General features: G+C 71.0%; 25 protein-coding genes. 9 read left to right on the top strand and 16 right to left on the bottom strand.

Annotated features, from left to right (window positions below; translation table 11 throughout):
* Positions 1-36: 36 nt before the first annotated feature.
* Together RBJ65_RS40940 and RBJ65_RS40945 are read right to left on the bottom strand one after the other, a co-directional pair.
* The gene (locus tag RBJ65_RS40940; protein WP_306322525.1) at positions 37-147 is read right to left on the bottom strand and encodes an SGM_5486 family transporter-associated protein; all 111 of its coding nucleotides are present in this window, start codon (positions 145-147) and stop codon (positions 37-39) included.
* Between the two features lie 38 nt (positions 148-185).
* A complete protein-coding gene (locus tag RBJ65_RS40945; RefSeq protein WP_372341403.1) occupies positions 186-1,508 on the bottom strand; it encodes a CynX/NimT family MFS transporter in 1,323 nt (440 codons plus the stop codon).
* Between the two features lie 94 nt (positions 1,509-1,602).
* Here RBJ65_RS40945 and RBJ65_RS40950 point away from each other — a divergent pair, with 94 nt between their 5' ends.
* Positions 1,603-2,298, top strand: a complete 696-nt coding sequence (locus RBJ65_RS40950; protein WP_306322432.1) for a FadR/GntR family transcriptional regulator — start codon at positions 1,603-1,605, stop codon at positions 2,296-2,298.
* On the opposite strand, the gene RBJ65_RS40955 is transcribed toward RBJ65_RS40950, so the two are convergent.
* From RBJ65_RS40955 to fabG, 3 genes are all read right to left on the bottom strand, one after another.
* The gene (locus RBJ65_RS40955; protein WP_306322433.1) at positions 2,273-2,638 is read right to left on the bottom strand and encodes a hypothetical protein; all 366 of its coding nucleotides are present in this window, start codon (positions 2,636-2,638) and stop codon (positions 2,273-2,275) included. The two genes, RBJ65_RS40950 and RBJ65_RS40955, sit on opposite strands and share 26 nt — an antisense overlap.
* A gap of 79 nt (positions 2,639-2,717) precedes the next feature.
* Positions 2,718-3,494: an enoyl-ACP reductase FabI gene (gene fabI, locus RBJ65_RS40960; RefSeq protein WP_306322434.1), complete on the bottom strand. Its 777-nt coding sequence runs from the start codon at positions 3,492-3,494 to the stop codon at positions 2,718-2,720.
* Between the two features lie 3 nt (positions 3,495-3,497).
* Entirely contained in the window at positions 3,498-4,217 is a 720-nt protein-coding gene (fabG, locus tag RBJ65_RS40965; protein ID WP_306322435.1) for a 3-oxoacyl-[acyl-carrier-protein] reductase, read from the bottom strand.
* A 174-nt stretch (positions 4,218-4,391) separates the two neighbouring features.
* On the opposite strand from fabG, the gene RBJ65_RS40970 reads away from it, so the two are divergent.
* The 3 genes from RBJ65_RS40970 to tyrS all read left to right on the top strand — a co-directional run bounded on the left by RBJ65_RS40970 (position 4,392) and on the right by tyrS (position 8,677).
* On the top strand, positions 4,392-5,915 hold the full coding sequence (locus RBJ65_RS40970; protein WP_306322436.1) for a TldD/PmbA family protein: 1,524 nt from the start codon (positions 4,392-4,394) through the stop codon (positions 5,913-5,915).
* Entirely contained in the window at positions 5,912-7,312 is a 1,401-nt protein-coding gene (locus RBJ65_RS40975; RefSeq protein ID WP_306322437.1) for a metallopeptidase TldD-related protein, read from the top strand. Before RBJ65_RS40970 ends, RBJ65_RS40975 begins: the two co-directional genes overlap by 4 nt.
* 90 nt (positions 7,313-7,402) lie before the next feature.
* A complete protein-coding gene (gene tyrS, locus RBJ65_RS40980) occupies positions 7,403-8,677 on the top strand; it encodes a tyrosine--tRNA ligase (protein ID WP_306322438.1) in 1,275 nt (424 codons plus the stop codon).
* 74 nt (positions 8,678-8,751) lie between these two features.
* Here tyrS and RBJ65_RS40985 read toward each other — a convergent pair whose 3' ends face one another.
* Positions 8,752-9,027 (bottom strand): GlsB/YeaQ/YmgE family stress response membrane protein, encoded by a 276-nt coding sequence (locus tag RBJ65_RS40985; RefSeq protein WP_306322439.1) that lies wholly within the window; start codon positions 9,025-9,027, stop codon positions 8,752-8,754.
* 223 nt (positions 9,028-9,250) lie between these two features.
* On the opposite strand from RBJ65_RS40985, the gene RBJ65_RS40990 reads away from it, so the two are divergent.
* Both RBJ65_RS40990 and RBJ65_RS40995 read left to right on the top strand, forming a co-directional pair.
* A complete protein-coding gene (locus RBJ65_RS40990) occupies positions 9,251-9,601 on the top strand; it encodes a DUF3099 domain-containing protein (RefSeq protein WP_372341404.1) in 351 nt (116 codons plus the stop codon).
* Between the two features lie 252 nt (positions 9,602-9,853).
* The gene (locus RBJ65_RS40995; RefSeq protein ID WP_306322441.1) at positions 9,854-10,117 is read left to right on the top strand and encodes a hypothetical protein; all 264 of its coding nucleotides are present in this window, start codon (positions 9,854-9,856) and stop codon (positions 10,115-10,117) included.
* Position 10,118: 1 nt separating this feature from the next.
* Here the strand turns inward: RBJ65_RS40995 and moaA are convergent, their stop codons facing one another.
* From moaA to RBJ65_RS41010, 3 genes are all read right to left on the bottom strand, one after another.
* Positions 10,119-11,108 carry a GTP 3',8-cyclase MoaA gene (moaA, locus tag RBJ65_RS41000; protein WP_306322442.1) on the bottom strand — a complete coding sequence of 330 codons (990 nt, stop codon included), beginning with the start codon at positions 11,106-11,108 and terminating at the stop codon, positions 10,119-10,121.
* 151 nt (positions 11,109-11,259) lie between these two features.
* Entirely contained in the window at positions 11,260-12,894 is a 1,635-nt protein-coding gene (locus tag RBJ65_RS41005; protein WP_306322443.1) for a cation acetate symporter, read from the bottom strand.
* Positions 12,891-13,259 (bottom strand): DUF485 domain-containing protein, encoded by a 369-nt coding sequence (locus RBJ65_RS41010; RefSeq protein ID WP_306322444.1) that lies wholly within the window; start codon positions 13,257-13,259, stop codon positions 12,891-12,893. The genes RBJ65_RS41005 and RBJ65_RS41010 overlap by 4 nt, the downstream gene beginning before the upstream one ends.
* Before the next feature lie 268 nt (positions 13,260-13,527).
* Between RBJ65_RS41010 and RBJ65_RS41015 the strand changes: the two genes are divergently transcribed.
* The 3 genes from RBJ65_RS41015 to RBJ65_RS41025 all read left to right on the top strand — a co-directional run bounded on the left by RBJ65_RS41015 (position 13,528) and on the right by RBJ65_RS41025 (position 17,800).
* Positions 13,528-15,063: a S8 family serine peptidase gene (locus tag RBJ65_RS41015; RefSeq protein WP_306322445.1), complete on the top strand. Its 1,536-nt coding sequence runs from the start codon at positions 13,528-13,530 to the stop codon at positions 15,061-15,063.
* Positions 15,064-15,195: 132 nt separating this feature from the next.
* On the top strand, positions 15,196-16,608 hold the full coding sequence (locus RBJ65_RS41020) for a CoA transferase (RefSeq protein WP_306322446.1): 1,413 nt from the start codon (positions 15,196-15,198) through the stop codon (positions 16,606-16,608).
* Between the two features lie 151 nt (positions 16,609-16,759).
* Positions 16,760-17,800 carry a CopD family protein gene (locus RBJ65_RS41025; protein ID WP_372341405.1) on the top strand — a complete coding sequence of 347 codons (1,041 nt, stop codon included), beginning with the start codon at positions 16,760-16,762 and terminating at the stop codon, positions 17,798-17,800.
* Here the strand turns inward: RBJ65_RS41025 and RBJ65_RS41030 are convergent.
* From RBJ65_RS41030 to RBJ65_RS41060, 7 genes are all read right to left on the bottom strand, one after another.
* A complete protein-coding gene (locus tag RBJ65_RS41030; protein WP_306322447.1) occupies positions 17,769-18,473 on the bottom strand; it encodes a lysoplasmalogenase in 705 nt (234 codons plus the stop codon). The two genes, RBJ65_RS41025 and RBJ65_RS41030, sit on opposite strands and share 32 nt — an antisense overlap.
* Positions 18,470-19,354, bottom strand: coding sequence for a sterol desaturase family protein (locus RBJ65_RS41035; protein ID WP_306322448.1), 885 nt, complete (start codon positions 19,352-19,354; stop codon positions 18,470-18,472). Before RBJ65_RS41035 ends, RBJ65_RS41030 begins: the two co-directional genes overlap by 4 nt.
* Before the next feature lie 73 nt (positions 19,355-19,427).
* Positions 19,428-20,153, bottom strand: coding sequence for a VIT family protein (locus RBJ65_RS41040; RefSeq protein WP_306322449.1), 726 nt, complete (start codon positions 20,151-20,153; stop codon positions 19,428-19,430).
* 57 nt (positions 20,154-20,210) lie between these two features.
* Positions 20,211-21,446: an amidohydrolase family protein gene (locus tag RBJ65_RS41045; protein ID WP_306322450.1), complete on the bottom strand. Its 1,236-nt coding sequence runs from the start codon at positions 21,444-21,446 to the stop codon at positions 20,211-20,213.
* On the bottom strand, positions 21,443-22,726 hold the full coding sequence (locus RBJ65_RS41050; RefSeq protein WP_306322451.1) for an amidohydrolase family protein: 1,284 nt from the start codon (positions 22,724-22,726) through the stop codon (positions 21,443-21,445). The genes RBJ65_RS41045 and RBJ65_RS41050 overlap by 4 nt, the downstream gene beginning before the upstream one ends.
* A gap of 123 nt (positions 22,727-22,849) precedes the next feature.
* Positions 22,850-23,734: an SDR family NAD(P)-dependent oxidoreductase gene (locus tag RBJ65_RS41055; RefSeq protein ID WP_306322452.1), complete on the bottom strand. Its 885-nt coding sequence runs from the start codon at positions 23,732-23,734 to the stop codon at positions 22,850-22,852.
* Between the two features lies 1 nt (position 23,735).
* The gene (locus RBJ65_RS41060; RefSeq protein ID WP_306322453.1) at positions 23,736-24,533 is read right to left on the bottom strand and encodes an acetoacetate decarboxylase family protein; all 798 of its coding nucleotides are present in this window, start codon (positions 24,531-24,533) and stop codon (positions 23,736-23,738) included.
* Positions 24,534-24,652 lie beyond the last annotated feature (119 nt).

Consider the following 24,652-nt stretch of genomic DNA (forward strand, 5'->3'; position numbering starts at 1 on the left):
GGGGGGCTAGCCCCACCCCTCCTCAGGAGGCGCGGCTCACGGTGCGGCGATGGAGGCGATGATGCCGATGACGACGGTGACGGCCAGCATCGCGCCGAGCACCAGAAGGAGCTTCTTCTGGCCGTTCTGGGGATTCGGATCGAGCACAGGCGACATGCGCCAAGTGTCGCACCTGTCCCCGGACCTCAGGACGCCGGGGCCGCCTTGTCGCCCCGTGTCGCCCCGGCGGCCTCGTCCTCGACGGTGCGACCCCGGCCCGCGAAGACGCCCACCACGATCTGCGGCACCATCAGCACCGCCATGAAGATGATCGGCACTCCCCAGCCGCCGCTGTGCTGGTAGAGGACGCCGACGAGCAGCGGTCCGGGGATCGAGATCAGATAGCCGGTGGACTGTGCGAACGCGGACAGCTTGGCGACGCCCGGTCCGGTGCGGGCCCGCATCCCGACCATGGTGAGCGCCAGCGGGAACGCGCAGTTGGAGACGCCGAGCAGCAGCGCCCACGCCCAGGCGCCGGAGGCGGGGGCGAAGTACATGCCCGCGTAGCCCGCGAGGCCGCACAGCCCGAGGGCGATCACCATCGGGCCCTGGCTGGGCAGCCGGGCGGCCATGCGCGGGATGACGAAGCCGAGCGGGATGCCCATCGCCATGGTGACGGCGAGCAGCAGGCCCGCGGTCGAGGCGGAGACCCCGGCGTCGCGGAAGATCTGCGCCATCCACCCCATGGTGATGTACGCGGCCGTGGCCTGGAGGCCGAAGAAGACGGCGAGGGCCCAGGCGGTGCGGCTGCGGGCGATGCGCAGGCCGTCACCGGCGGGTGCGGCAGCCGCCTCTACGGGGGCCGCGGTGGCGGACGGGTCCTTCTGGCGTACGAGCGGCAGCCAGACCAGGGCCGCGGCGATCGCGAGCACGGCCCACACGGCGAGCCCGGTCTGCCAGCTTCCGCCCATCGCCTCGGTGAGCGGCACCGTGGCGGCGGCCGCGGTGGACGTGCCGAGCGCGAGGGCCATCGAGTACAGGCCGGTCATGGTGCCGACCTTGTCGGGGAACCAGCGCTTGACGATGACCGGCATCAGTACGTTGCTGACGGCGATGCCCATCAGGGCGAGCGCGCTGACCACGAGGAAGCCGACGGTGCCGCCGGTGAACGGGCGGATGACGAGGCCCGCCGCGATGGCGAACATGCCGGCGCAGACGACGGCGCTCGGGCCGAAGCGCTTGGCGAGCCGGGGCGCCATCACGCCGAAGATCGCGAAGCAGAGCGGCGGCACGGAGGTGAGCAGTCCGGCGACGCTGCCGCTCATCCCGAGCCCGTCGCGGACCTCTTCGAGGAGGGCGCCGAGGCTGGTGATGGCGGGCCGCAGGTTGATCGCGGCGAGGACGATGCCGACCGTGACCAGGCGGATGACCCACGCGCGCGGGGCGTTCTTCTCGCTGCGTATGGGAGTCATGGGGGTCTCAGGGGCGGCGCTCGGCGGCGCCATCGTCGGGGTTTCCTCACTAGCCATGAGACCCATCTTAGAATCATGGGATGATTGGCTGTCCAATCCGATTCGCTACCGTACGACTCCGCCCGCACGAAGGCCCGCACGAAGGAACGTCATGCCGCTGACCTCGCCCCAGCGCTCGGCCCTGTCCGAGCAGGTCATCTCCGCCCTGCGCGCCCAGATCTCCGCCGGCGAGTGGCCGGTGGGCTCCCGCATCCCGACGGAGCCCGAACTCGTGGAACAGCTGGGAGTGGCCAGAAACACAGTGCGGGAGGCGGTGCGGGCCCTCGCGCACAACGGCCTGCTCGACATCCGGCAGGGCTCGGGCACGTACGTCGTGGCGACGAGCGAGCTGGCGGGCGTCATGCAGCGGCGGTTCGCGGACGCCGCGCCGCAGGACATCGCCGAGCTGCGCGCCACCTTGGAGTCGAGCGCGGCGAAGTTCGCGGCGGCGCGGCGCACCGAGCGCGACCTGAAGCAGCTCGACGCGCTCCTCGTACGGCGTGAGGACGCCTGGGCGTCCGGGGACACGGAGGCGTTCGTGACGGCGGACGCGACGTTCCACCTGGCCGTGGTGGCCGCGTCCCACAACGACGTACTGACGGCGATGTACGCGGACCTCGGCGAGGTGATGCGGGACTGGCTGCGCGAGGACGTGGGCGAGCGGTTGACCGCCGAGAACCACATGGACCACGCCACGCTCGTCGACGCGATCCGGGACGGCGACGCCGAGGCCGCCGCCAAGGAGGCGGCGCGCTATCCGTTCGACTGCCGCCCCGGGCGGCTCACCGCGCCGGCTTCTGGTGACTGACCCACGCGCTCTGCACGTTCTTCCAGCACCGGCCGTCCATGCGGAGCGTCTCCGCCGGGAACACCGGCTTCGGGCGCGAGTCCGTGTCGATGTCCCACCACTGCGCGCACTCGATGTGCAGGGCGACGCGGTCGACCGTCGGGTTCGGGTTGTGGCAGGTGGCGGTCACGAGGAAGCGGTCGACCTCGATCCGGCACTCGGCACGCTCCCGCTTCTTCTCGGCCACGCGCGCGTGGCCGCCCTTTCCGGCTGTCGCGTCCTGGGCCGGGGCGCACGCGGCGACGTACGGCAGTGAGATCAACAGGGCGAGGGCAGCGGTGAAGCGGGGGCGCAGACGCACGTAGGGACCTCCTCGCACCAGCGTGCGTGGAGGTCCCTACCGCTCGCCCGGCCGGTGGACCGAACGAGTGAGCCGGTTGTCAGGCGCCGATCGCGTGCAGACCGCCGTCGACGTGCACGATCTCGCCGGTCGTCTTCGGGAACCAGTCGGAGAGCAGCGCGACGATGCCGCGGCCCGCGGGCTCCGGGTCCTCGAGCTTCCACTCCAGCGGGGAGCGGGCGTCCCACACGGAGGCCAGCTCGCTGAAGCCGGGGATCGACTTCGCGGCCATGGAGCCGATCGGGCCCGCCGAGATCAGGTTGCAGCGGATGTTCTGCTTGCCGAGGTCGCGCGCCATGTAGCGGCTGGTGGCCTCCAGGGCGGCCTTGGCCGGGCCCATCCAGTCGTACTGCGGCCAGGCGAACTGCGCGTCGAAGGTGAGGCCGACGACGGAGCCGCCCTCGGTCATCAGCGGCAGCAGCGACATCGTCAGCGACTTCAGGGAGAAGGCGGAGACGTGCATGGCCGTGGAGACGGACTCGAACGGCGTGTTCAGGAAGTTGCCGCCGAGGGCGTCCTGCGGGGCGAAGCCGATGGAGTGCACGATGCCGTCGAGACGGTCACCGAGCTGCTCGCGGACCTGGCCCTCGAGGCGGGCGAGGTGCTCGTCGTTCGAGACGTCGAGCTCCAGGACCTTGACCTTGTCGGGCTCGGGCAGCTTCTTGGCGATGCGCTCCGTCAGGGACGGCCGCGGCCAGGCGGTGAGGATGATCTCCGCGCCCTGCTCCTGGGCCAGCTTCGCGGTGTGGAAGGCGATGGAGGACTCCATCAGCACACCGGTGATGAGGATCTTCTTGCCCTCGAGGATTCCAGCCATGGTTCAGTGACCCATTCCCAGTCCGCCGTCAACCGGGATGACGGCTCCAGTGATGTACGAGGCGGCGTCGGAGGCCAGGAAGTCCACCACGCCGGCGATCTCCTCGACCTTCGCGTACCGGCCGAGCGGCACCTGCGACACGATGCCCGCGCGCTGCTCGTCGCTGAGCGCCTGGGTCATGTCGGTGTCCACGAAACCGGGGGCGACGACGTTGAAGGTGATGTTGCGCGATCCGAGCTCGCGGGCGAGCGAACGCGCGAAGCCGACCAGGCCCGCCTTCGAGGCGGCGTAGTTCGCCTGCCCCGCCGAACCGAGCAGCCCGACGACGGAGGAGATCAGCACGACGCGGCCCTTCTTGGCGCGCAGCATGCCGCGGTTGGCGCGCTTCACGACGCGGAAGGTGCCGGTGAGGTTGGTGTCGAGGACGGACGTGAAGTCGTCCTCGGACATGCGCATGAGGAGCTGGTCCTTGGTGACGCCGGCGTTGGCGACCAGGACCTCGACGTTGCCGTGCTTCTCCTCGATCTCCTTGTAGGCGTCGTCCACCTGCTGGGCGTCCGTGATGTCGCAGCGGACGGCGAGGGCGCCGGCGTCGACGAGCTCCTTGGGGGGCTCGCCGGAGCGGTAGGTGAAGGCCACCTTGTCGCCCTGCTCCAGGAAGGCGTGGGCGATGGCGAGGCCGATGCCCCGGTTTCCCCCGGTGACGAGAACCGAGCGGCTCAACGGATCACCCTTTCGTTCGGCGGTGAGGTATGCGTCGAACCTATCCGCCTCCGGCACCGGGTGCCGAATCCGGGGGCGACAGGGCGAAGGGGTGCTCTCTGTGGGGTTCCCACAGACGGCACGTGTCGTGGTTCACTCACACGCACCGTGCCGCGACAGAAGGGGAAGCCGCCCATGGCCCACGAGATCGATCAGTCGTTCCTCGCACTGCCCCTACGGGCACTCGCCGACGCCGCACTCGCGCGCGCACGCGCGTTGGGCTCCGAGCACGCGGACTTCCGTCTGGAGCGGGTGCGCGGCGCCTCCGTGCGGCTGCGGGACGCCAAGCCTTCGGGGGCGTCGGACAGCACTGACCTGGGATACGCCGTGCGCGTCGTACACGGCGGGACGTGGGGGTTCGCCTCCGGTGTCGATCTGACGATGGACGGTGCGGCGAAGGTGGCCGCGCAGGCCGTGGCGATGGCCAAGCTGAGCGCGCGGGTGATCAAGGCGGCCGGGTCGGACGAGCGAGTGGAGCTGGCGGACGAGCCGGTGCACGCGGACAGGACCTGGATCTCCTCGTACGAGATCGATCCGTTCACCGTTCCCGAGGAGGAGCGGGCCGGGCTGCTCGCCGACTGGAGTGCGCGGCTGCTCTCGGCGCAGGGGGTGTCGCACGTGGACGCCTCGCTGTACTGCGTCCACGAGAACAAGTTCTACGCGGACACGGCCGGGACCGTCACGACGCAGCAACGCGTGCGGCTGCACCCGGAGCTGACGGCGGTCGCCGTGGATGACTCCAGCGGCGAGTTCGACTCCATGCGCACGATCGCGCCGCCGGTGGGGCGCGGCTGGGAGTACCTGACCGGGACCGGCTGGGACTGGGACCGGGAGCTGGCCGAGATCCCCGAGCTGCTCGCCGAGAAGATGCGCGCGCCGAGCGTGAAGGCGGGCGCGTACGACCTGGTGGTGGACCCGTCCAACCTGTGGCTGACCATCCACGAGTCGATCGGGCACGCCACCGAACTCGACCGCGCGCTCGGCTACGAGGCCGCGTACGCGGGCACCTCCTTCGCCACCTTCGACCAGCTCGGCAAGCTCAAGTACGGCTCCGAGATCATGAACGTGACCGGTGACCGCACCGCCGAGCACGGGCTCGCCACCATCGGCTACGACGACGAGGGGGTGGCCGCGCAGTCCTGGGACCTGGTGAAGGACGGCACCCTCGCCGGGTATCAACTCGACCGGCGGATCGCCAAGTTGACCGGGTTCGAGCGCTCCAACGGCTGCGCGTACGCGGACTCCCCCGAGCACGTCCCCGTACAGCGGATGGCGAATGTGTCGCTGCAACCGGATCCGGGCGGGCTCGGCACGGAGGACCTGATCGCGGGGGTCGACCGGGGGCTGTACCTGGTGGGCGACCGGTCGTGGTCCATCGACATGCAGCGCTACAACTTCCAGTTCACGGCGCAGCGCGCGTACGCGATCCGGGGCGGGCGGCTGGCCGGGCAGGTGCGGGACTTCGCCTATCAGGCGACGACAACGGACTTCTGGGGCTCCATGGCGGCGGTCGGCGGCCCGCAGACGTATGTCCTCGGCGGCGCCTTCAACTGCGGAAAGGCGCAGCCGGGCCAGGTCGCGTCCGTGTCCCACGGCTGCCCGAGCGCGCTCTTCAAGGGCGTCAACATCCTCAACACGACGCAGGAGGCGGGTCGATGAGCCCCCGTAGGTCCGGGACCAAGCCGTACGAGATCGTCGAGCGCGCCCTCGAACTGTCGCGGGCCGACGGCTGTGTCGTCATCGCCGACGAGACGTCCACCGCCAACCTCCGCTGGGCGGGCAACGCGCTCACCACGAACGGCGTGACGCGCGGGCGCACCCTCACCGTCGTCGCGACGGTAGACGGCAAGGAGGGCACGGCGAGCGGCGTCGTGTCCCGGGCGGCCGTGACGGCGGACGACCTGGAGCCGCTGGTGCGCGCCGCCGAGGAGGCCGCCGCCGCGGCGGGGCCCGCCGAGGACGCGCAGCCGCTGATCGGCGACGTACCGCACTCCCCCGACTTCACGGACGCGCCCGCCGAGACCTCGTCCGCCGTGTTCGCGGACTTCGCGCCTGCGCTTGGCGAGGCGTTCGCACGCGCGCGTGCCGGTGGCCGGGAGCTGTACGGCTTCGCCAACCACGAGCTGACCAGCAGCTATCTCGGTACGTCGGCGGGGCTGCGGCTGCGCCACGACCAGCCCAACGGGACCCTTGAGCTGAACGCCAAGTCGCACGGGCGCAGGCGCTCCGCGTGGGCGGGGCGCTCGACGCGGGACTTCAAGGACGTCGACCCGGCGGCCATGGACGCCGAGCTCGCGACGCGGCTCGGGTGGGCCCGGCGGCGCCTCGACCTGCCCGCCGGGCGGTACGAGACGCTGCTGCCGCCGACGGCCGTGGCGGACCTGCTGATCTACCAGATGTGGTCGTCGGGGGCGCGGGACGCCGTCGAGGGCCGGACCGTGTTCTCCAGGCCGGGCGGCGGTACGCGCGTGGGCGAGCGGCTCAGCGGGCTGCCGCTCACCCTGCGCAGCGATCCGCACGAGCCGGGGCTCGGATCGGCCCCTTTCGTCCTCGCGCACGCCTCCAGCGACGCCTCGTCGGTCTTCGACAACGGGCTGCCGGTCGGCGCCACGGACTGGATCCGCGACGGCGAGCTCAAGCACCTGACGACGACCCGGCACAGCGCCGCGCTCACCGGCCTGCCGGTGGCCCCGGCCATCGACAACCTGATCCTCGACGGGGGCGGCGAGAAGTCCCTGGACGACATGGTCGCGGGCACGGAGCGCGGCCTTCTGCTGACCTGCCTCTGGTACATCCGCGAGGTCGACCCGGCGACGCTGCTGCTCACCGGGCTCACCCGGGACGGCGTGTACCTCGTGGAGAACGGCGAGGTCGTGGGCGAGGTGAACAACTTCCGGTTCAACGAGTCGCCGGTCGGCCTGCTGGGGCGGGCCACGGAGGCCGGGCGGACGGAAAAGACGCTGCCGCGCGAGTGGGGCGACTGGTTCACTAGGGCTGCGATGCCCGCGCTGCGGGTGCCGGACTTCAACATGAGCTCGGTCAGCCAGGGCGTGTGACACCGGCGCCGTACGGCGCTGTCAGTGGCCGCCCATAGACTGGCAGGGCTACAGCAGACCTGTTCCACCTGTTCAAGGAGAACCAGAACCGTGACCGACATCGTCGACGAGCTGAAGTGGCGTGGCCTGTGGGCCCAGTCCACTGACGAGGACGCACTGCGCAAGGCGCTCGCGGACGGTCCGGTCACGTTCTATTGCGGCTTCGACCCGACCGCCGCCTCCCTGCACGTCGGCCATCTGGTGCAGGTCCTCACCATGCGCCGGCTCCAGCAGGCGGGCCTGCGCCCGCTCGCCCTGGTCGGCGGGGCCACGGGCCAGATCGGCGACCCGCGCCCGACGGCGGAGCGCACGCTGAACGACCCGCAGACGATCAAGCTGTGGGTCGCCCGGCTGCGCTCGCAGATCGAGCCGTTCCTCGACTTCGAGGGCGAGAACGCGGCGACGATGGTGAACAACCTGGACTGGACCGCCGGGATGTCCGCGATCGAATTCCTGCGGGACATCGGCAAGCACTTCCGGGTCAACAAGATGCTGACCAAGGACTCCGTGGCCCGCCGCCTGGAGTCCCAGGAAGGCATCAGCTACACGGAGTTCAGCTACCAGCTCCTCCAGGGCATGGACTTCCTGGAGCTGTACCGGCGCTACGGCTGCACGCTCCAGCAGGGCGGCTCGGACCAGTGGGGCAACCTGACGGCCGGCCTCGACCTGATCCACCGCCTGGAGCCGGACGCGGTGGCGCACTGCGTCGCGACGCCCCTGATGGTGAAGGCGGACGGCACCAAGTTCGGCAAGTCCGAGGGCGGCGCCATCTGGCTCGACGCCGAGATGACGACGCCGTACGCGTTCTACCAGTTCTGGCTGAACACGGACGACCGGGACATCTCGACGTACATGCGGATCCTGTCCTTCAAGCCCCGTGAGGAGCTCGAAGAGCTGGAGAAGCAGACGGAGGAGCGCCCGCAGGCCCGTGCCGCGCAGCGCGCGCTGGCCGAGGAGCTGACGACGCTGGTGCACGGCGCCGACCAGACGGCCGCCGTGATCTCCGCGTCGAAGGCGCTGTTCGGCCAGGGCGACGGGAACCTCGCGGACCTGGACGAGGCCACGCTCGCGGCGGCCCTGTCCGAGCTGCCGAAGGCGGAGGTGACCGAACTCGGCCCGGTCGTCGACCTGTTCGCCGAGGTCGGCCTCGTCGCCAGCAAGTCGGCCGCGCGCCGCACGGTGAAGGAGGGCGGCGCCTACGTGAACAACGTGAAGGTCGCCGCCGAGGACTTCGTGCCGGGCGCCGACGAGCTGCTGCACGGCCGCTGGCTGGTGCTGCGGCGCGGCAAGAAGAACCTCGCCGCGGTGGAGGTCAAGGCCGCCTAGGGGCTGCCGCCCCGCCGAACGACGTAGGAGGGCCCCGGAACCGCGCGCGGTTCCGGGGCCCTCCTACGTCGTTCCTACGCCTGCTTCTTGTTCCCGCGCAGTGCTGCCCACGCCATGTCGCCCACCGCGACCACCACCACCGCGCCGATCAGCTGCAACAGGTGCCGGGTCCAGTCGATGCCCCGGGTGTCGTTGACGCCGAGACCGGTGGCCGCCCAGTTGCCCAGGACGCTGCCGATGATGCCGAAGACCGTCGTCAGCCACAGTGGGATCTGCTGCTTGCCCGGCAGGATCGCCTTAGCGATCAGGCCAAGCACAAAGCCCACGATGATCGCCCACAACCAGCTCATGTCGTCGCCTCTCCTCGGTGCGGGGACTCGCATCGGCCGCCCGTGCGATCAGTGTCACCGCGTACGCCATACGGCGCATGTCGGACAGCTCCGTACGTGCTATGGCGCAGGAACCGCTCCAGGTCAGGCCCGCCCCCGGTCTCGTAGCCGACGCATGGCGGGCGTACCGTGGGTCGGGTCCGGTCCGGGGAGAGTCCGGCGAGCTGGCGGGTGGTGGAATGTGATGCGGAAGCGCAAGGACAGCGGTGGAGCAGAGGTTTTCCGGATCACGGGGGCCCGGCAGGGGCTCGCCGCCGATGTTCGCGGCCGGCAGCGCCGGTACATCATCTCGATGTCGATCCGCACCATTTCGGTGATCCTCACGGCAGTGCTGTGGAACGTGGAGCGGCACGTCGCCATCGTGACGCTCGTCCTCGGGGCCCTGCTCCCCTACGTCGCCGTGGTCTTCGCCAACGCGGGCCGGGAGAACGCGCCCTCGCTGCCGTCGACCTTCGTGCCCGCGCCCTCACGCCCCATGATCGCGCCGGTCCCGTCCGCCGATTCCGCGGAATCCGCGCCGGAGGACCGGGGCTGAGCGACGGCCGTCCACGGCACACAATCGGTCGACAAAGCTCAAGAAAAGCTCAGATCAATCATGTAGTTCCGGTGCCGGGCAGCGGGTACCCCGTGACATACTTCGTAGGCGCTCCGCATCCCCCGTCGGAGCGACGGACCGACGCCGGGCAGCTCCCCCCGTGGCTGCTCGGCGTCGCCATTTCCCGGGGCTTTCTCCGGGGCTTTTCCCGGTCGCTTCCAGGGCGTTTTCCGGTGCGTTTAAGGTTGACGCGTGAACCTCGCGAACCTCTCCGGACCGTCGCCCGAAACTCCCCAGTGCTCGGCCAAGGGCTGTCGCGCCGACGCGGTGTGGGTACTCGCGTGGAACAACCCGAAGCTGCACACGCCGGAGCGCCGCAAGACGTGGCTGGCGTGCGACGAGCACCGCGAGCACCTGGCCAAGTTCCTTGGCGTACGCGGCTTCTTGAAGGACGTCGTGTCGCTGGCGGAGTGGGAGACGCACGACGACGACCGGGGCGACCGCGGCGGCCAGTAGGTCAGCCGCCGATCGCCGACATCGGGCGGTCCGGCTGCAGGAACGACGGGTCGTCGAGGCCGGAGCCCGCCTTCTTGCCCCACATGGCGACCTTCCATATGCGGGCCACCTCCTCGTCCGGCGCGTCCGAGCGCAGGGCGGCCCGCAGGTCCGTCTCCTCGCGGGCGAACAGGCACGTGCGCACCTGGCCGTCGGCCGTGAGGCGCGTACGGTCGCAGGCCCGGCAGAACGGGCGGGTCACGGAGGCGATTACGCCGACGCGGTGCGGTCCCCCGTCCACGACCCAGCGCTCGGCGGGCGCGGAGCCCCGCTCGCCCTCGCCCTCCGGCGTCAGCTCGAAGCGCGTACGCAGCGAGGCCAGGATGTCGCCCGCGGTGATCATGCCCTCGCGCTTCCAGCCGTGCTGGGCGTCGAGCGGCATCTGCTCGATGAAGCGCAGTTCGTAGGCGTGCTCGACGGCCCAGGCGAGCAGCTCGGGGGCCTCGTCCTCGTTGAGACCCGGCATCAGGACCGAGTTCACCTTCACCGGGGTCAGGCCCGCGTCGCGCGCGGCTTCGAGGCCCTCGATGACGTCCTTGTGGCGGTCGCGGCGGGTGAGGGTCTTGAAGACGTCGGGGCGGAGGGTGTCCAGCGAGACGTTCACCCGGTCCAGGCCCGCTTCCTTGAGCGCCGCCGCCGTGCGCTTCAGCCCGATCCCGTTCGTCGTGAGCGACATCTTCGGGCGGTGCTCCAGGGCGGCGACCCGCTCGACGATGCCGACCAGGCCGGGGCGGAGCAGGGGCTCGCCGCCGGTGAAGCGGACGTCCGTGACACCGAGATCGGTGACGGCGATGCGGATGAGGCGGACGATCTCGTCGTCCGTCAGCAGGTCCGGCTTGGCCAGCCACTGCAGGCCCTCTTCGGGCATGCAGTACGTACACCGCAGATTGCACCGGTCGGTCAGCGAGACCCGCAGGTCGGTTGCCACTCGGCCGTATGTGTCGATGAGCACGTGGGCCCCCTCCCTCGGCGTATTTCTTACCTACTGATCCCGAGCCTACGTGACGGGTCTGACAGCGGCAGGGGCGCGAACCGACGAGCGTGCCGTGCCCCGCGTCGTAGATCCCTACGACGCGGGGCACGGCACAGCGCGTACTACGAGGTCAGTGGGCCCCTGTGCCGGTCAGGGAGCGCACCTCCAGCTCCGCGTACTTGCCCTTGTCGGCCTTCTCCTTGGCGACGTACGTGCCGATGATGCCGAGCAGGAAGCCGACCGGGATCGAGATGATGCCGGGGTTCTCCAGCGGGAACCAGTGGAAGTCGACGCCCTTGAACATCGAGGTCTTCGGGTTGCCCGAGACGACGGGCGAGAAGAGCACCAGGAAGACCGCGGTGAACAGGCCGCCGTAGATCGACCACAGCGCGCCGTTGGTGTTGAACCGCTTCCAGAAGAGCGAGTACAGGATCGTCGGCAGGTTCGCGGAGGCCGCGACCGCGAAGGCGAGGGCCACCAGGCCCGCCACGTTCAGGTCGCGGGCGAGCGCGCCGAGGGCGATCGAGATGATGCCGATGAAGACGGTGGCCCAGCGGGCCGCCTTCATCTCGTCCTTCTCGGAGGCCTGGCCCTTCTTGATGACGTTCGCGTAGATGTCGTGCGCGAACGAGGAGGACGAGGCGAGGGTGAGGCCCGCGACGACCGCGAGGATCGTGGCGAAGGCGACCGCCGAGATGGAGGCGAGCAGGATGGCGCCCCAGTTGGAGTCGACGCCGCCGAGATGCAGTGCCAGTAGCGGCGCCGCCGTGTTGCCCGCCGGATTGGAGGCGATGATCTCGTCCGGCTTGATGAGGGCGGCGGCGCCGAAGCCGAGGGCGATCGTCATCAGGTAGAAGGCGCCGATGATGCCGATGGCCCAGTTGACCGACTTACGGGCGGCCTTGGCGGTCGGCACCGTGTAGAAGCGGATCAGGATGTGCGGCAGTCCGGCCGTGCCGAGGACGAGCGCGATGCCGAGCGAGATGAAGTCGATCTTCGACGTGGACGTGAGGCCGTACTTGAGACCCGGCTCCAGGAACGGCGAGCCCTTGCCGCTGTTCTCGGCGGCCGTGCCGAGCAGGTCCGAGACGTTGAAGTCGAACTTCAGCAGCACCAGGAAGGTGAGGAGGATGGCGCCCGCGATCAGCAGGACCGCCTTGACCATCTGCACCCAGGTGGTGCCCTTCATGCCGCCGATGGTGACGTACACGATCATCAGGACGCCGACGAGGGCGACGATGCCGATCTTGCCCGCGTCGTCGGTGATGCCGAGCAGCAGCGAGACGAGGACGCCCGCGCCCGCCATCTGCGCGAGCAGGTAGAAGATCGAGACGACGATCGTCGAGGCGCCGGCCGCCGTGCGCACCGGGCGCTGGCGCATCCGGTAGGCGAGCACGTCGCCCATCGTGTAGCGGCCGGAGTTGCGCAGCGGTTCGGCGACCAGGAGCAGGGCGACGAGCCAGGCGACCAGGAAGCCGATCGAGTAGAGGAAGCCGTCGTAGCCGAAGAGGGCGATGGCGCCCGCGATGCCGAGGAACGACGCGGCGGACATGTAGTCGCCGGACACCGCGAGGCCGTTCTGGAAGCCGGTGAACTGGCGGCCGCCCGCGTAGAAGTCGGCGGCGTCCTTGGTCTGGCGGCCCGCCCAGATGGTGATGACGAGGGTCGCGAGGACGAACACCGCGAACAGGCTGATGATCAGCGGCCGGTGCTCGCTGGCGTCGCCGGCGGCGGCCAGGGGGAGTTGTGACATCACGGGGCTCATGCGCCGCCCTCCATACGGGACTTGATGGCCTCGGCCTTGGGGTCGAGCTTCGCGGCGGCGTGCCGCGAGTACCACCAGGCGATGAGGAACGTGGTCAGGAACTGGGCGAGCCCGAGGACGAGGGCGACGTTGATGTTGCCGAAGAGCTTGGTGCCCATGAAGTCGCCCGCGTAGTTCGACAGCAGCACGTACACGAGGTACCAGGCGATGAACGCGATGGTCAGCGGGAACGCGAACGAGCGGTGCGCGTGGCGCAGTTCACCGAACTCCGCGCTCTCCTGCACCTCGATGAACTCCTCGGTGGAGGGCAGTGCGCGCCCGTCGTCCGGGCTGCCCTTCTGCGGTGGTGGTGCGTCGGTGGCCACGGACTCTCCTCGCGAATGGGTGCTGTCTCTCGAACGTCGACGTGATCTGGATCACGTGGGTCGGGTCGCGATGGTAGAGCGCCCCGATCTCCTGCACAACGGCACGGGAGCGACCGCATGGAGGTTCAACTCGCCCTGTTTCTTTCGGAACTCGTTGATGACCTGCGATGTGAGGGATACGTTCACTGCGCACCACGCGTCATGTACCTGCCCGGCAGCCACTCGTGACCCGGGCATTTCCAGCAACGACGGATGATGTGGAGATCCCATGGCTCATCTGCCCGGCAGACGCCGGCTGGCCCTCGCCCTGCCGATCGGTGTCGCACTGACGGCATCCTTCGGCTTCCTGCCGTCCGCGGCCGCCGCCCCCGCGGTCGACTCCCCCGCGGTCACGGCCAGTTCGGCCGCCGCGGACTCCTCGCTCGCCTACGTGGTGAACACGAGCGGCACCGACGCCCGCACGATCTCCTCGGTGTCGAAGGCGATATCCGCGGCCGGCGGCTCCGTCGTCGCCACGTACGCGAAGATCGGCGTCTTCGTCGTGCACTCCGCGAACCCGGACTTCGGCAAGCAGATACGCGCCGCGAAGGGCGTCGCCACGGCCGGCGCGACCCGCACCGCGCCGCTCAGCCTCGCGGGCACCACGGACGAGGGCGCCGCGCAGAAGCTGTCCGCGGCGGACGCCAAGTCCGTGGCCGCGAAGGCGACTTCGGACCAGGAGCCGCTCGAGGCGGACCAGTGGGACCTGCGGGCGATGGGCGCCGACAAGGCCGCGAAGATCAACCCCGGCAGCCGGAACGTCACGGTCGGCGTCATCGACACCGGCGTCGACGACACCCACCCGGACCTCGCCCCGAACTTCTCCGCCTCGCAGTCCGCGAACTGTGTGGGCGGCAAGGCGGACACCTCGCCGGGCGCCTGGCGGCCCGCGAACCCGGACCACTACCACGGCACGCACGTCGCCGGTGAGATCGCCGCCGCGCGCAACGGTGTCGGCGTCGCCGGTGTCGCGCCCGGCGTGAAGGTCGCGGGCATCAAGGTGGCCGACCCGGCCAGCGAGCTGTTCTACCCGGAGAGCGTCGTGTGCGCCTTCGTGTTCGCGGCCGACCACGGCATCGAGGTCACCAACAACAGCTACTACGTGGACCCGTGGCTCTACAACTGCATGGACGACCCCGACCAGCGGGCCATCGTCGACGCGGTGAACCGCGCGCAGCTCTACGCGCGTGGGAAGGGCACGCTGAACCTGGCGTCCGCGGGCAACTCCAACCACGACCTCGACTCCGACGCGATCGTGGACGACTCCAGCCCCGACGACTCGACGCCGGTCACCCGCACCATCGACCCGCACAGCTGCTTCGACGTCCCGACGCAGCTGCCGGGCGTCGTCACGGTCAGCGCGACGGGCGTGAACAAGGCGAAGGCGTACTACTCGACGTACGGCAACGGCGTCATCGACATCGCGGCGCCCGGCGGGGACAAGTACCAGATCCCGGCCGACACTCCGTCGAAGAACGGGCGCATCCTGTCGACGATGCCGGGCGGCCAGTACGGCTGGCTGCAGGGCACGTCGATGGCCTCGCCGCACGCCGCGGGCGTCGCCGCGCTCCTCAAGTCGACGCATCCGAAGGCCACTCCGGCGCAGCTGCAGGCCCTCATGAAGGCGCAGGCCGACGAGGAGGTCTGCCCGACCTCGTACGACGGTGACGGCGACGGCAAGGTCGACGCGGTCTGCGAGGGCGGCGAGCAGCGCAACGGCTTCTACGGGTACGGGATCGTCGACGCCCTGAAGGCCGTCAAGTAACCCGTGAGGGCCGTCAACTAGCCCACACCGTACGAACCTGGTGGGTTGAGGAGAGGCCGGGTGGCGCAGGCCACCCGGCCTCTCCGTGCGCCGCTCGTGTGCCGGAGCCAACCCCTGCGCGATAGTGCGGACATGACACATGCGCCCCATGGACCGGTCGACACCCAGGCCGCGTGGGCGGCGCTCGGCGGTGACCCCGCTCTGCCCGCCCGGATCTCGTACCTCACGCGCGCGGGCGCGCTGCCCGCCCGGCTGCCCGTCGTCGACCTGGCCAGATCCTGCGTCGGCGCCTGCTCACTCGCCGCCGCCGAACTGGCCGCCACGCGCGCGAGGCACGCCGTGGGCGACATACGGGTGCGGGTCGACGACGGCGCGGTGGCCACCGCTTTCACCAGTGAGCGGCATCTGCTCATCGACGGGCGCGCACCGGTCAACTTCGCGCCGCTGTCCCGGTTCTGGCGGGTACGGGACGGCTGGCTGCGCACGCACGCGAACTATCCGCACCACCAGGCGCGGCTGCGCGCGGCCCTCGGGTTCGGCGCGGAGGCGACCGTGGACGAGGTGGCGGCGCTGCTCGCGGAGCGCTCCGCGTTCGAGGTGGAGGAGACGGTGTACGCGGCCGGTGGCCTGGCCGTAGCACTGCGCACGCCCGAGGAGTGGGCGGCGCATCCCCAGGGCGCGCGGGTGGCGGCCCGGCCGCTCCTGACGCTCGACCGGGTCGACGCGGCGCCGCCGCGCACCCTGTCGCGCGGGGTGCTGTCGCCCGCGGCGGGGGTCCGGGTCCTCGACCTCACGCGCGTCATCGCGGGTCCGGTCGCGACGCGCACCCTGGCGCTGCTCGGCGCCGACGTGCTGCGGGTGGACGCGCCGCAGCTGCCCGAGTCCCCTGACGCGCACGCCGACACCGGGTTCGGGAAGCGCTCGACCCGGCTCGACCTGACGGGCGCGGCGGACCGGCGCACGTTCGACGAGCTGCTCGCGGGCGCCGACGTGGTGATCACGGGGTACCGGCCCGGCGCGCTCGACCGGTTCGGGCTCGCTCCGGAGGCGCTCGTCGAGCGGCGGCCGGGGCTCGTGGTGGCGTCGCTGTCGGCCTGGGGCGGCTACGGGCCGTGGGGCGGGCGGCGCGGCTTCGACAGCCTCGTGCAGGTGGCGGCGGGCATCGCGGCGACCGAGGGCTCCCCGGAGCGGCCCGGCACGCTGCCCGCGCAGGCGCTTGACCACGGCACGGGCTATCTGCTGGCGGCGGCGGTGCTGCGCTCGCTCACCGAGCAGACGGCGGACGGCGGTTCGCGGGTGCTGCGGCTCGCGCTCGCCCAGACGGCGGCCTGGCTCGTGCGGGGCGGGCAGCCGGTGGGGCACAGCGGGCGCACGGAGCCGTACGACGGGGGCGATCCGGTCGCCTGGCTGACGGAGGCGGACAGCCCGATCGGCCGGCTGCGGCACGCCCTGCCCCCGCTGTCGTTCGACGGCGGGCCCGCGAACTGGGCGCGCCCTCCGATGTGTTGGGGCACGGACGTCGCCGAATGGCTGCCGGCGGGGTGAACCGGAAGGCCGCGAAATCGCGTCCTACGTAGTCGTGAACCAGCCCGGCGCCGCACCGAACCCGAACCCGGCCCTACGGGGTCCGGAGCCTCATGCCCCACTTGTAGGTGTGCGCTTGCCGGGTGCCGCGCCACCTGGTGAAGATCCAGAGGTGAGCTCCATACCGCCGCCCACCGAGGCGCCCGTGCCGGTCGGGATCGACGCCCCCGTGCGCGGACCGGGTGCGGGGCGGGCCGCCGCCGTGCTCGTGCTCGTCGCGGTGGCCGCGCTGATCCCGCTGCTCGGGCCGCGTGCCGCGCTCGACGGCACCGGTGAGGCCGCGGCGCCCGGCGTCGAGGTCGTCGCGGCCCTTCGCGCGGTCGTGTTCGCGGCATTGTGCGTGCAGGTCGGCGAGGTGTTCGCCGGGTTCCTCGCGCGCAGGGTCGACCCGCTGCGGGAGCCGCCGCGCGCCTGGTCGGGGTACGCGGCGTGGGGCGGGTTCGCGGCCGCGCTGGGGCTCGCTTCCGTGGTGGCGTCGGGGAACCTGATCCCGCACAGCGTCGCCGCCCTCGACATCGGGGGCCTGGGCGGGACGCGGGACGGCACGCTCGCGCTCCTGGAGGTCAACGGGTTCCTGTTCGCGGCGCTGTGCGCCCGGTCGCGGCGGCCGGGGACGGCGCTGCTGCCGCTGGCCGCGGTGGTCGTCGCGGAGGCGCTGCGGGCGCATCCGACGACCGAGGACAGCGCCCTGCTCGGCTCGGGGCTCACCCTGGTCCACGTCGCCTGCGCCACCCTGTGGGTCGGCGGGCTGCTCTCCGTACTGCGCACGACGCGCGCCTGGCGGACGGCCGCTCCCGAGTCGGGCACGACCGCTCCCGAAGCGGGCACGGCGCTGCTGGGCCGCTACGCGCGCGTGGCCGCGCTGCTGCTCGCCGCGATCACCACGACGGGCGTGTGCAGCACGCTGCGCCGGATGCCGCCGAGCACGGTCCTCGACCAACTGACGACGACGGCCTACGGACGCGCGCTGCTCGCGAAGGTCCTCCTCGTCGCGGTCGTCGCCGCCCTCGCCCTGGCAGCCCGGCTGCGGCTGCGCCGCGCCCCGGACCGTACGAGCGCGTACGTGCCCGCGCGCGCGGAGGTCGTGGTCCTGGCGGTCGTGGTGGCGGTGTCGGCGGTGCTCACGGCGTTGCCGGTGCCGATCCGCTGGTGACGGCCCGCACCTCGCCGACAGGGGTACGGACTCCGAGGGCGCCGCGGGCGATCAGGTACTGCGCCGCTACGTAGGTGCCCATCACCCAGAAGTCCGGGCGCGGCAGGGCGGGCCAGTCGGCGACGCCCATGGCGATGAGGGAGTCCGAGAGCAGGAACAGGGCGCCGCCCACGCCCGCCACCAGCCCGAGCCGGGACGACGCGAACGCCATACAGGTCAGCAGCACGCTGTACGCGGCGACCGGCACCCGCATGTCGGCCGGCAGATCGGGCCACAGGGCGGCCACCGTGGCGACGAGCGCGACGCCGTAGGCGGCCCCGAGCAGCGCACCACGCGCGCGTACCGTCCCGTGCCGCTCGACTCCCCGCTCCGTGACCCCGTGCCGCTTGAACAGCACCAGGTAGCAGACGTGTCCGACGGCGAAGGCGCCCATCCCGGCGAGGAACGCGGCGTCCTGGTCGAACAGCAGCAGCACGTCCCCGCACCACCCCAACAGCAGGGCCGCGCACAGCAGTCGGGGGCCGCGGCGGGCGAACACGTAGGCCGCGAGCAGCGGCATGAGCAGCGGCTTGAGGACGACGTGGGCGGCGTCCGCGCCCACGAGCAGGGCGAGGAGGTCGGCGGCACAGGCTCCGAGGAACAACGCGCGCCACACCGTCGCGGAGGGCCTCACGCGGCCCCCTCCGTGACCTTCTGCGGGGCGTTCGGCACGGCGACGGGCTCCGGCTGCCACCCCGGCCCCCGGAAGACCCTCCCGGCCCGCTCACGCCAATTGGCCGCCGCCCTCAGATCCTTGGCGATGGCCGCGTACTCGTGGGTGGCGACGCGCAGCGGGTTGTACGTGCTGATGTTCTTGGTGAGCCCGAACTCGGGGCGCTCGACCTCCGCCACCCACGACCCGAACAGCCGGTCCCAGACGATGAGGATCCCGCCGAAGTTCCGGTCCAGGTAGCCGCCTTGGGAGGCGTGGTGGACGCGGTGGTGGGAGGGCGTGTTGAAGACGAACTCGAAGGGCCGCCACAACTTGTCGATGCGCTCGGTGTGGATCCAGAACTGGTACACGAGGTTGACCGACGAGCAGAACGCGAGCGCCGCCGGGTGCACGCCGAGCGCGATGAGCGGCACGTAGAAGGGCCATACGGTCAGGCTCGTCCAGGGCTGGCGCAGCGCAGTGGTGAGGTTGAAGCGGCGGCTGGAGTGGTGCACCACGTGGCAGGCCCACAGGATGCGGATGACGTGGTGGCCACGGTGCGACCAGTAGTAGAAGAAGTCCTGCCCGAGCAGCATCAGCGGGATCGTCCACCACAGGACGGGCACGCGCAGCGGCGTCAGTTCGTAGACCGCCGTGTAGATCGCGACGATCGGAATCTTCCACAGGAAGTCGAAGACCAGGCTTCCGAGCCCCATGGTGACGCTCGTCGCCGCGTCCTTGGTCTCGTAGCCGGCGGCGTCCTCATCGGGGTGGATGCGCACACTGACGATCTCCACGATCGTCAGCAGCACGAAGGCCGGGATCGACCACAGCACGGCGTCGGGCAGGTTCGGGGACGGCATACGTGCACCGTAAGCGCCCGAACCGGTCCCCGCCTATAGGTAGTTACCGACAAGTATTACCGCCGGTACGAGGTCAAACTCCGGCGGCACCCAACAAAGATCCCGCCGCGTACGTGACGGCCATCGCGAGCGCTCCCCCGCCCACGTTGCGCCACACCGCGGGCCGCACCGCCGCGCTGCCCATGCGCGCGCTGCCGTATCCGGTGAACGCGAGCGCGAGCAGCACCGAGCCGACCGTGACCGGCAGCCGCCACCCGGAGGGCGGCAGGACGATGGCGAGCAGCGGCAGCAGGGCGCCCGCCGTGAAGGCGAGGAAGCTCGCCCAGGCGGCGTGCCACGGGTTGGTGAGTTCATCGGGGTCGATGCCGAGCTCCACGCGCGCGTGGGCGCGCAGGGCGTCGCGTTCGGTGAGCTGCTCGGCGGCTTCGCGGGCCACCTCGCGGCTGAGCCCGCGATCCTCCAACAGGTCGGTGAGTTCCTCCAGTTCGGCGTCCGGCTGCTCCTTCAGTTCGCGCTTCTCCATGGCGATGGCGGCCTTCTCGGAGTCGCGCTGCGTGGACACGGAGACGTACTCGCCCGCCGCCATGGACATCGATCCGGCGAGCAGTCCGGCGAGCCCGGCCGTGAGCAGCGTGGAGCGGTCGTCGGTGGCGCCCGCGACGCCGACGACGAGGCCCGCGGTGGAGACCACGCCGTCGTTGGCGCCGAGGACGGCGGCGCGCAGCCAGTTGAGCCGCGAGCCGAGCGCGCCGCCGTGAGACTCGTCATGGGTGGGTGGTTGCGCTCCGGGTTCTGTCACGCGGCGAGCATGACACCGGCCGTGTCGACGCGGCGCACAAGACACCCGCCGGGCGGGTCACCACACCCGTACCGACGCCCCCGGCGCGAACACCGGGCTGGTCGCGTCCGCGGGCGGCTCCTTCAGCGGCTCGTCGATCTCCGCGACCGTGGGGCCCACGCGGGCCGCGATCGGGTCGAGGAGGCCGAGGTCGAACCCGTAGACGCGGGCCGTGTTGCCGCCGACCATGGCCGCGACCTCGTCCTTCGGAAGGCCCGCGTAGGCGATGCGAAGACCTTCGCGCGTGTACGGGTACGTGCCCTCGTCGTGCGGGTAGTCGCTGCCCCACATGATCTTGTCGAGGCCGATGCGGTCCCGTAGGGGCACTTCGTGGGGGCGCATGAAACTCGCGCCTACGTAGCAGTTCTCCTGCCACACCGTGGAGGGCCCCTTGCCCATCGAATCGGCAAGCCCCGCACCGAACTTGGCCTCCGCCGTGTTCGCCTTCGTGGCGGCCCGTACGAGACGCGCGTGGTAGTAGTCCAGCATGTCCAGGACGCCGGGGATCCAGCCGGAACCCTGCTCCGTGAGGACGAGCCTCAGGTCCGGGTACTTGCGGAAGGCGCCGCCGAAGACGAGGTGCCACAGGGCGCGGTGCGAGAACCACGTCGTCTCGACCATGAAGACCGCGCGGGCGGCCGGTTCCTCGCCGAGCGGCGGGGACGCCGAACCGGCGTGGTGGTTGACCGGGACGCCGAGTTCGGCGCAGGTCCGCCAGATCGGGTCGTACGCCTGCGAGTACAGCTCCGGGAGGCCGGAGCCCGGCGGCGTACCGGGCAGCAGCAGGCCGCCCTTGAGGCCCGCTTCGGCGGCCCAGCGGATCTCCTTGACGGCCTCGTCGACGTCGTTGAGGAGGACCTGGAAGACGCCCGCCCTGCGCCCCGGGGCGGCGGCGCAGAAGTCCGCGAGCCACCGGTTGTGGGCGCGCAGGCCCGCCCAGCGCTGCTCGAACTCCTCCTGGGTGGGCGCGGGCGCCATCAGCGAGGCGGACGGGAAGAACGGCGGGATGGTGTTCGGGAAGACGACCTCGGCGACGATGCCGTCCTTCTCCAGCTCCTCGACGCGCCGGTCGGAGTTCCAGTTCCGGTCGGCGGTGTCGGCGAGCAGGTCCTCGTAGGGGTTCACGTAGGTGGCCGCCCACGCGTCGAACGCGTCGTGGTGGCGCGCCGCCAAGTAGGGCTTGTAGTCGAGGAGATCGGCGCCCGCGTGGCAGTCCGCCGAGATGACGGTGTAGCGCTCGTCCTGTGCGGTCATGGCGTCACCCCGATGTTCGGGAAGTCGTTCTCGGTCAGCCAGTGCCGCCCCACCTCGCGCGAGCGCGCCCAGGACGCCTCCACGGCGCTCTGGTCGGCGTCCTGGCCGAGGTCGGCCGGGGTCGGGCCGATGCGGGCCGCGAGGGGCGCCAGCTTGGCGGTGTCGAAGCCGAAGACCTCGGCGGCGGACAGGCCGAGCATCCGCCGGGTCTCGGAGACGGGGATGTCGTGGAAGGTTTTACGCAACCACGCGCGCGTGTCGGGCCACGTGCCCTCCGGGTGCGGGAAGTCGCTGCCCCACAGGATGTTGTCGACGCCGATCTCATAGCGCTGGGCGAGCTCGCGGCGCTTGGTGTTGGTGGCGCACACGAAGACCTGCCGGTCCAGGTACTCCGCCGGGGAGCGCTTCAGCTCGGCGAACGGGGACAGCTTCTTGCCGCCGTGCGCGCCCAAGTAGAGGCGGTCCATGAACCACAGCAGGTTCGGCAGCCACCAGCAGCCCGATTCGGCGACGCCGAACTTCAGCCCCGGGTGCCGCTCGAAGGCGCCCGACCACAGCAGGAACCACAGGGGCCGGGCCGGCCACCACGTCACTTCGCTTACGTAGATGCCCAGATGGTCGCCGTACTCGTGGCGCGGCGCCGCCCCCGAGTGCGTCACCACGGGCATCTCGCACTCGGCCGCCGCCGCCCACACGGGGTCGTAGCGGCGCGCGTGGTACGGGTCCTGGTCGACCCACATGGACGGGATCATCAGGGCGCCGAGCCCCGACTCCTTGGCGCGGTGGATCTCGGCGACGACCTTGTCCGGGTCCGCGGTGACCGGCAACAGGGCGACGCCGCAGTGCCGTTCGGGGTTCTGGCCCACGAACTCGGCGAGCCAGCGGTTGTGGGCCTGCGCGCCCGCCATGCCGAGTTCGGGGTCCTGGTCGCCGGAGAGGCCGAGGCCGACGCCGAAGGGCGCCGCCGTCTGGCTGTCCACGGCGTCCGCGTCGGGGAAGACAACTTCCGCTGCCACCCCGTCGCCGTCGAGCTCCTTGAGGCGCTGCGCGGAGTCCCAGCCGCCGCGCAGGCCCTCTTCGTTGTCCTCGAACCACTTGGCGGCGAACGCGTCGTTGCGGATGCCGAGCCGGGTCGCCTCCTCGCGGCGTTTGTCGCGCTCGCCGAGGAACGCGTCGAAGTCGCGGTGGAACCGGCTGTCCAGGTAGGGCCGGTACTCCTCGGTGGGGAGTCCGGCGTGGCAGTCGGAGGAGATGATCAGGTAGGGGTCCTGGTTGCTCATGGTGCATCCCTCCTCAGTCGAGAATGCTGTATTTCCCGGGGGACAACCCCCGGACCCCCGGCCGGAAAAGCAGGTCGCCCAGAGCGGCCGGGGCTGTCATCACCAAGAACACGTGTCCGGTCCCTAGTCGAGGATGAAGCTCTCCAAGTAGGCCGGGTTCGCCCGGTCCAGCATCGACCGCGACCGCGCCCGGATCTGCTTGTCGCTGTGCTCGCTCGGCGGCAGGATCCAGAACCGGTCGGCCGCGATGCCGTCGGCGACGAAGTCGGCCACCTCCTCCACAGGCGTGAACTCGACCTCCTTCCCGGCCTCCTTCATGGCGGCCTCCCACTGGTCGAGGCTGCGGTACGGCGTCTTACGGGGCCGCTCCTTCGCGAACCGCTCGGGCCGGTTGCGGTGCGACTCCCACAGCCCGGTACGCAACATGTGGGGGCCGGGGAACAGCACGGACGCCCCCACGCGCGCGTGCTCCGCCTTCAGATGCGCGTACAGCGACTCGGTCATCGTCACGACCGCCGCCTTCGTCACCGCGTACACGGACGCCGTCGGCAGCGGCGCGATCCCGCCGTCCCCGGAGGACGTGTTGACGATGTGGCCCGCCTCACCGCCCTCGATCATGCGCGGCACGAAGGCCTGGATGCCGTGGAAGACGCCCCACACGTTGACGTTGAACGCCCACTTCCAGTCGTTCGGCTCGTGCTGCCACATCCGGCCCTCGGCGCCCGAGCCGACGCCCGCGTTGTTGCACAGCACATGGCAGGCGCCGAACGTCGCGTACGTGTCCTCGGCCAGGTCCATGACCTGCTCGCGCTCGCCGACGTCGACCACGCGCGCGTGCACGGTGGCGCCGTCCCGGCGCAGTTCCTCGGCGGCGCTCTCCAGGGCCGCCTTCTCGACGTCGGCGAGGACCACCTTCAGGCCGTCCGCCGCGAACCGCCGCGCCATGGCGAGCCCGATCCCGCTCGCCGCGCCCGTGACGACGGCGACCTGTCCCGCACGCAACTCCATGTCAGGCGCTCCCCTCGGGCGGTCCGTCGTGGATCTGCTGCGGATCGTCGTAGCGCTGGTGGATGTACGGGAGCAGGGCCTGGGCGCTGACCCGCTCGACGACCTTGCCCTTCTGGTCGGTGGTCTTCTCGCCGATGGTGATCTCCACCAGTTCGCGCACCGGGAGGTCGGCGATCGGGTCGTACATGGACTCCCGCAGGACGATGTCCCCGGTGATCTCCTCCAGCTTCCTGACCTTCTCGTTGCGCAGGCAGTGCACGAGGACCGGATCCGCGTCGAAGCCCGAACCGTCCACTCCTGGAAGGAACTTGAAGTAGAAGTCGGTCTTCTGCGAAGGCTCGGGGAGCGGCAGACTGCCGCTGACGGCGCCGCGCACCTCCACGAACGCGATGCCGTGCCGCGCGAGCGCCGCGTGCACGACGAGCCCTTCGCGCTCCACCGTGACCTCGCCGAGCTTCTTCGGTTCGCCGAAGACCTCACGGCCGCCGATCAGCGCCCGCTCGTGCGTCATCGGCATGACCAGCGGATACCAGCCCTCCACTCCCCCGTGCTCGGCGGCGACCGCCACCGAACCCGCGCCCAGGGGGTAGCCCGGCAGGTCGACCTTGCTGATGTTGGCCCGCACCAGGGGCCGCCCGGTGGGCTTCAGCGGCGGCGGCAGGACCGCGGCCACCGCGTCCGGATCGGACTCCCACACCGCGACCACACCGGTCGACCAGATGTCGGGAAGCTTGCTGCTCGCCGAGCGCGAAGCGGCGATCTCCGCCTCACTGCGCGCTCCGTACCGTACGCGTGCCATGTCGTACCACCCTTCGTACGAGACGTGTTGGGGGTCGTTCGATGGTTGGTTGGTTGGTTCGTTCGCGAGGCGCCTGTAACACAGTTACACCGGCGGCGATGAAGGGTAAAGACATGCGC

The organism is Streptomyces sp. KL109B, assembly GCF_030766935.1.
Classification (GTDB): domain Bacteria; phylum Actinomycetota; class Actinomycetes; order Streptomycetales; family Streptomycetaceae; genus Streptomyces.

Coding starts and splice junctions, on each gene's coding strand:
- RBJ65_RS40945 (WP_372341403.1), bottom strand. CDS start 1,508: ATGGCTAGTGAGGAAACCCCGACGATGGCGCCGCCGAGCGCCGCCCCT.
- RBJ65_RS40950 (WP_306322432.1), top strand. CDS start 1,603: ATGCCGCTGACCTCGCCCCAGCGCTCGGCCCTGTCCGAGCAGGTCATC.
- fabI (WP_306322434.1), bottom strand. CDS start 3,494: ATGGCTGGAATCCTCGAGGGCAAGAAGATCCTCATCACCGGTGTGCTG.
- RBJ65_RS40970 (WP_306322436.1), top strand. CDS start 4,392: ATGGCCCACGAGATCGATCAGTCGTTCCTCGCACTGCCCCTACGGGCA.
- RBJ65_RS40975 (WP_306322437.1), top strand. CDS start 5,912: ATGAGCCCCCGTAGGTCCGGGACCAAGCCGTACGAGATCGTCGAGCGC.
- RBJ65_RS40985 (WP_306322439.1), bottom strand. CDS start 9,027: ATGAGCTGGTTGTGGGCGATCATCGTGGGCTTTGTGCTTGGCCTGATC.
- RBJ65_RS40990 (WP_372341404.1), top strand. CDS start 9,251: ATGCGGAAGCGCAAGGACAGCGGTGGAGCAGAGGTTTTCCGGATCACG.
- RBJ65_RS41005 (WP_306322443.1), bottom strand. CDS start 12,894: ATGAGCCCCGTGATGTCACAACTCCCCCTGGCCGCCGCCGGCGACGCC.
- RBJ65_RS41015 (WP_306322445.1), top strand. CDS start 13,528: ATGGCTCATCTGCCCGGCAGACGCCGGCTGGCCCTCGCCCTGCCGATC.
- RBJ65_RS41020 (WP_306322446.1), top strand. CDS start 15,196: ATGACACATGCGCCCCATGGACCGGTCGACACCCAGGCCGCGTGGGCG.
- RBJ65_RS41035 (WP_306322448.1), bottom strand. CDS start 19,354: ATGCCGTCCCCGAACCTGCCCGACGCCGTGCTGTGGTCGATCCCGGCC.
- RBJ65_RS41045 (WP_306322450.1), bottom strand. CDS start 21,446: ATGACCGCACAGGACGAGCGCTACACCGTCATCTCGGCGGACTGCCAC.
- RBJ65_RS41050 (WP_306322451.1), bottom strand. CDS start 22,726: ATGAGCAACCAGGACCCCTACCTGATCATCTCCTCCGACTGCCACGCC.
- RBJ65_RS41055 (WP_306322452.1), bottom strand. CDS start 23,734: ATGGAGTTGCGTGCGGGACAGGTCGCCGTCGTCACGGGCGCGGCGAGC.
- RBJ65_RS41060 (WP_306322453.1), bottom strand. CDS start 24,533: ATGGCACGCGTACGGTACGGAGCGCGCAGTGAGGCGGAGATCGCCGCT.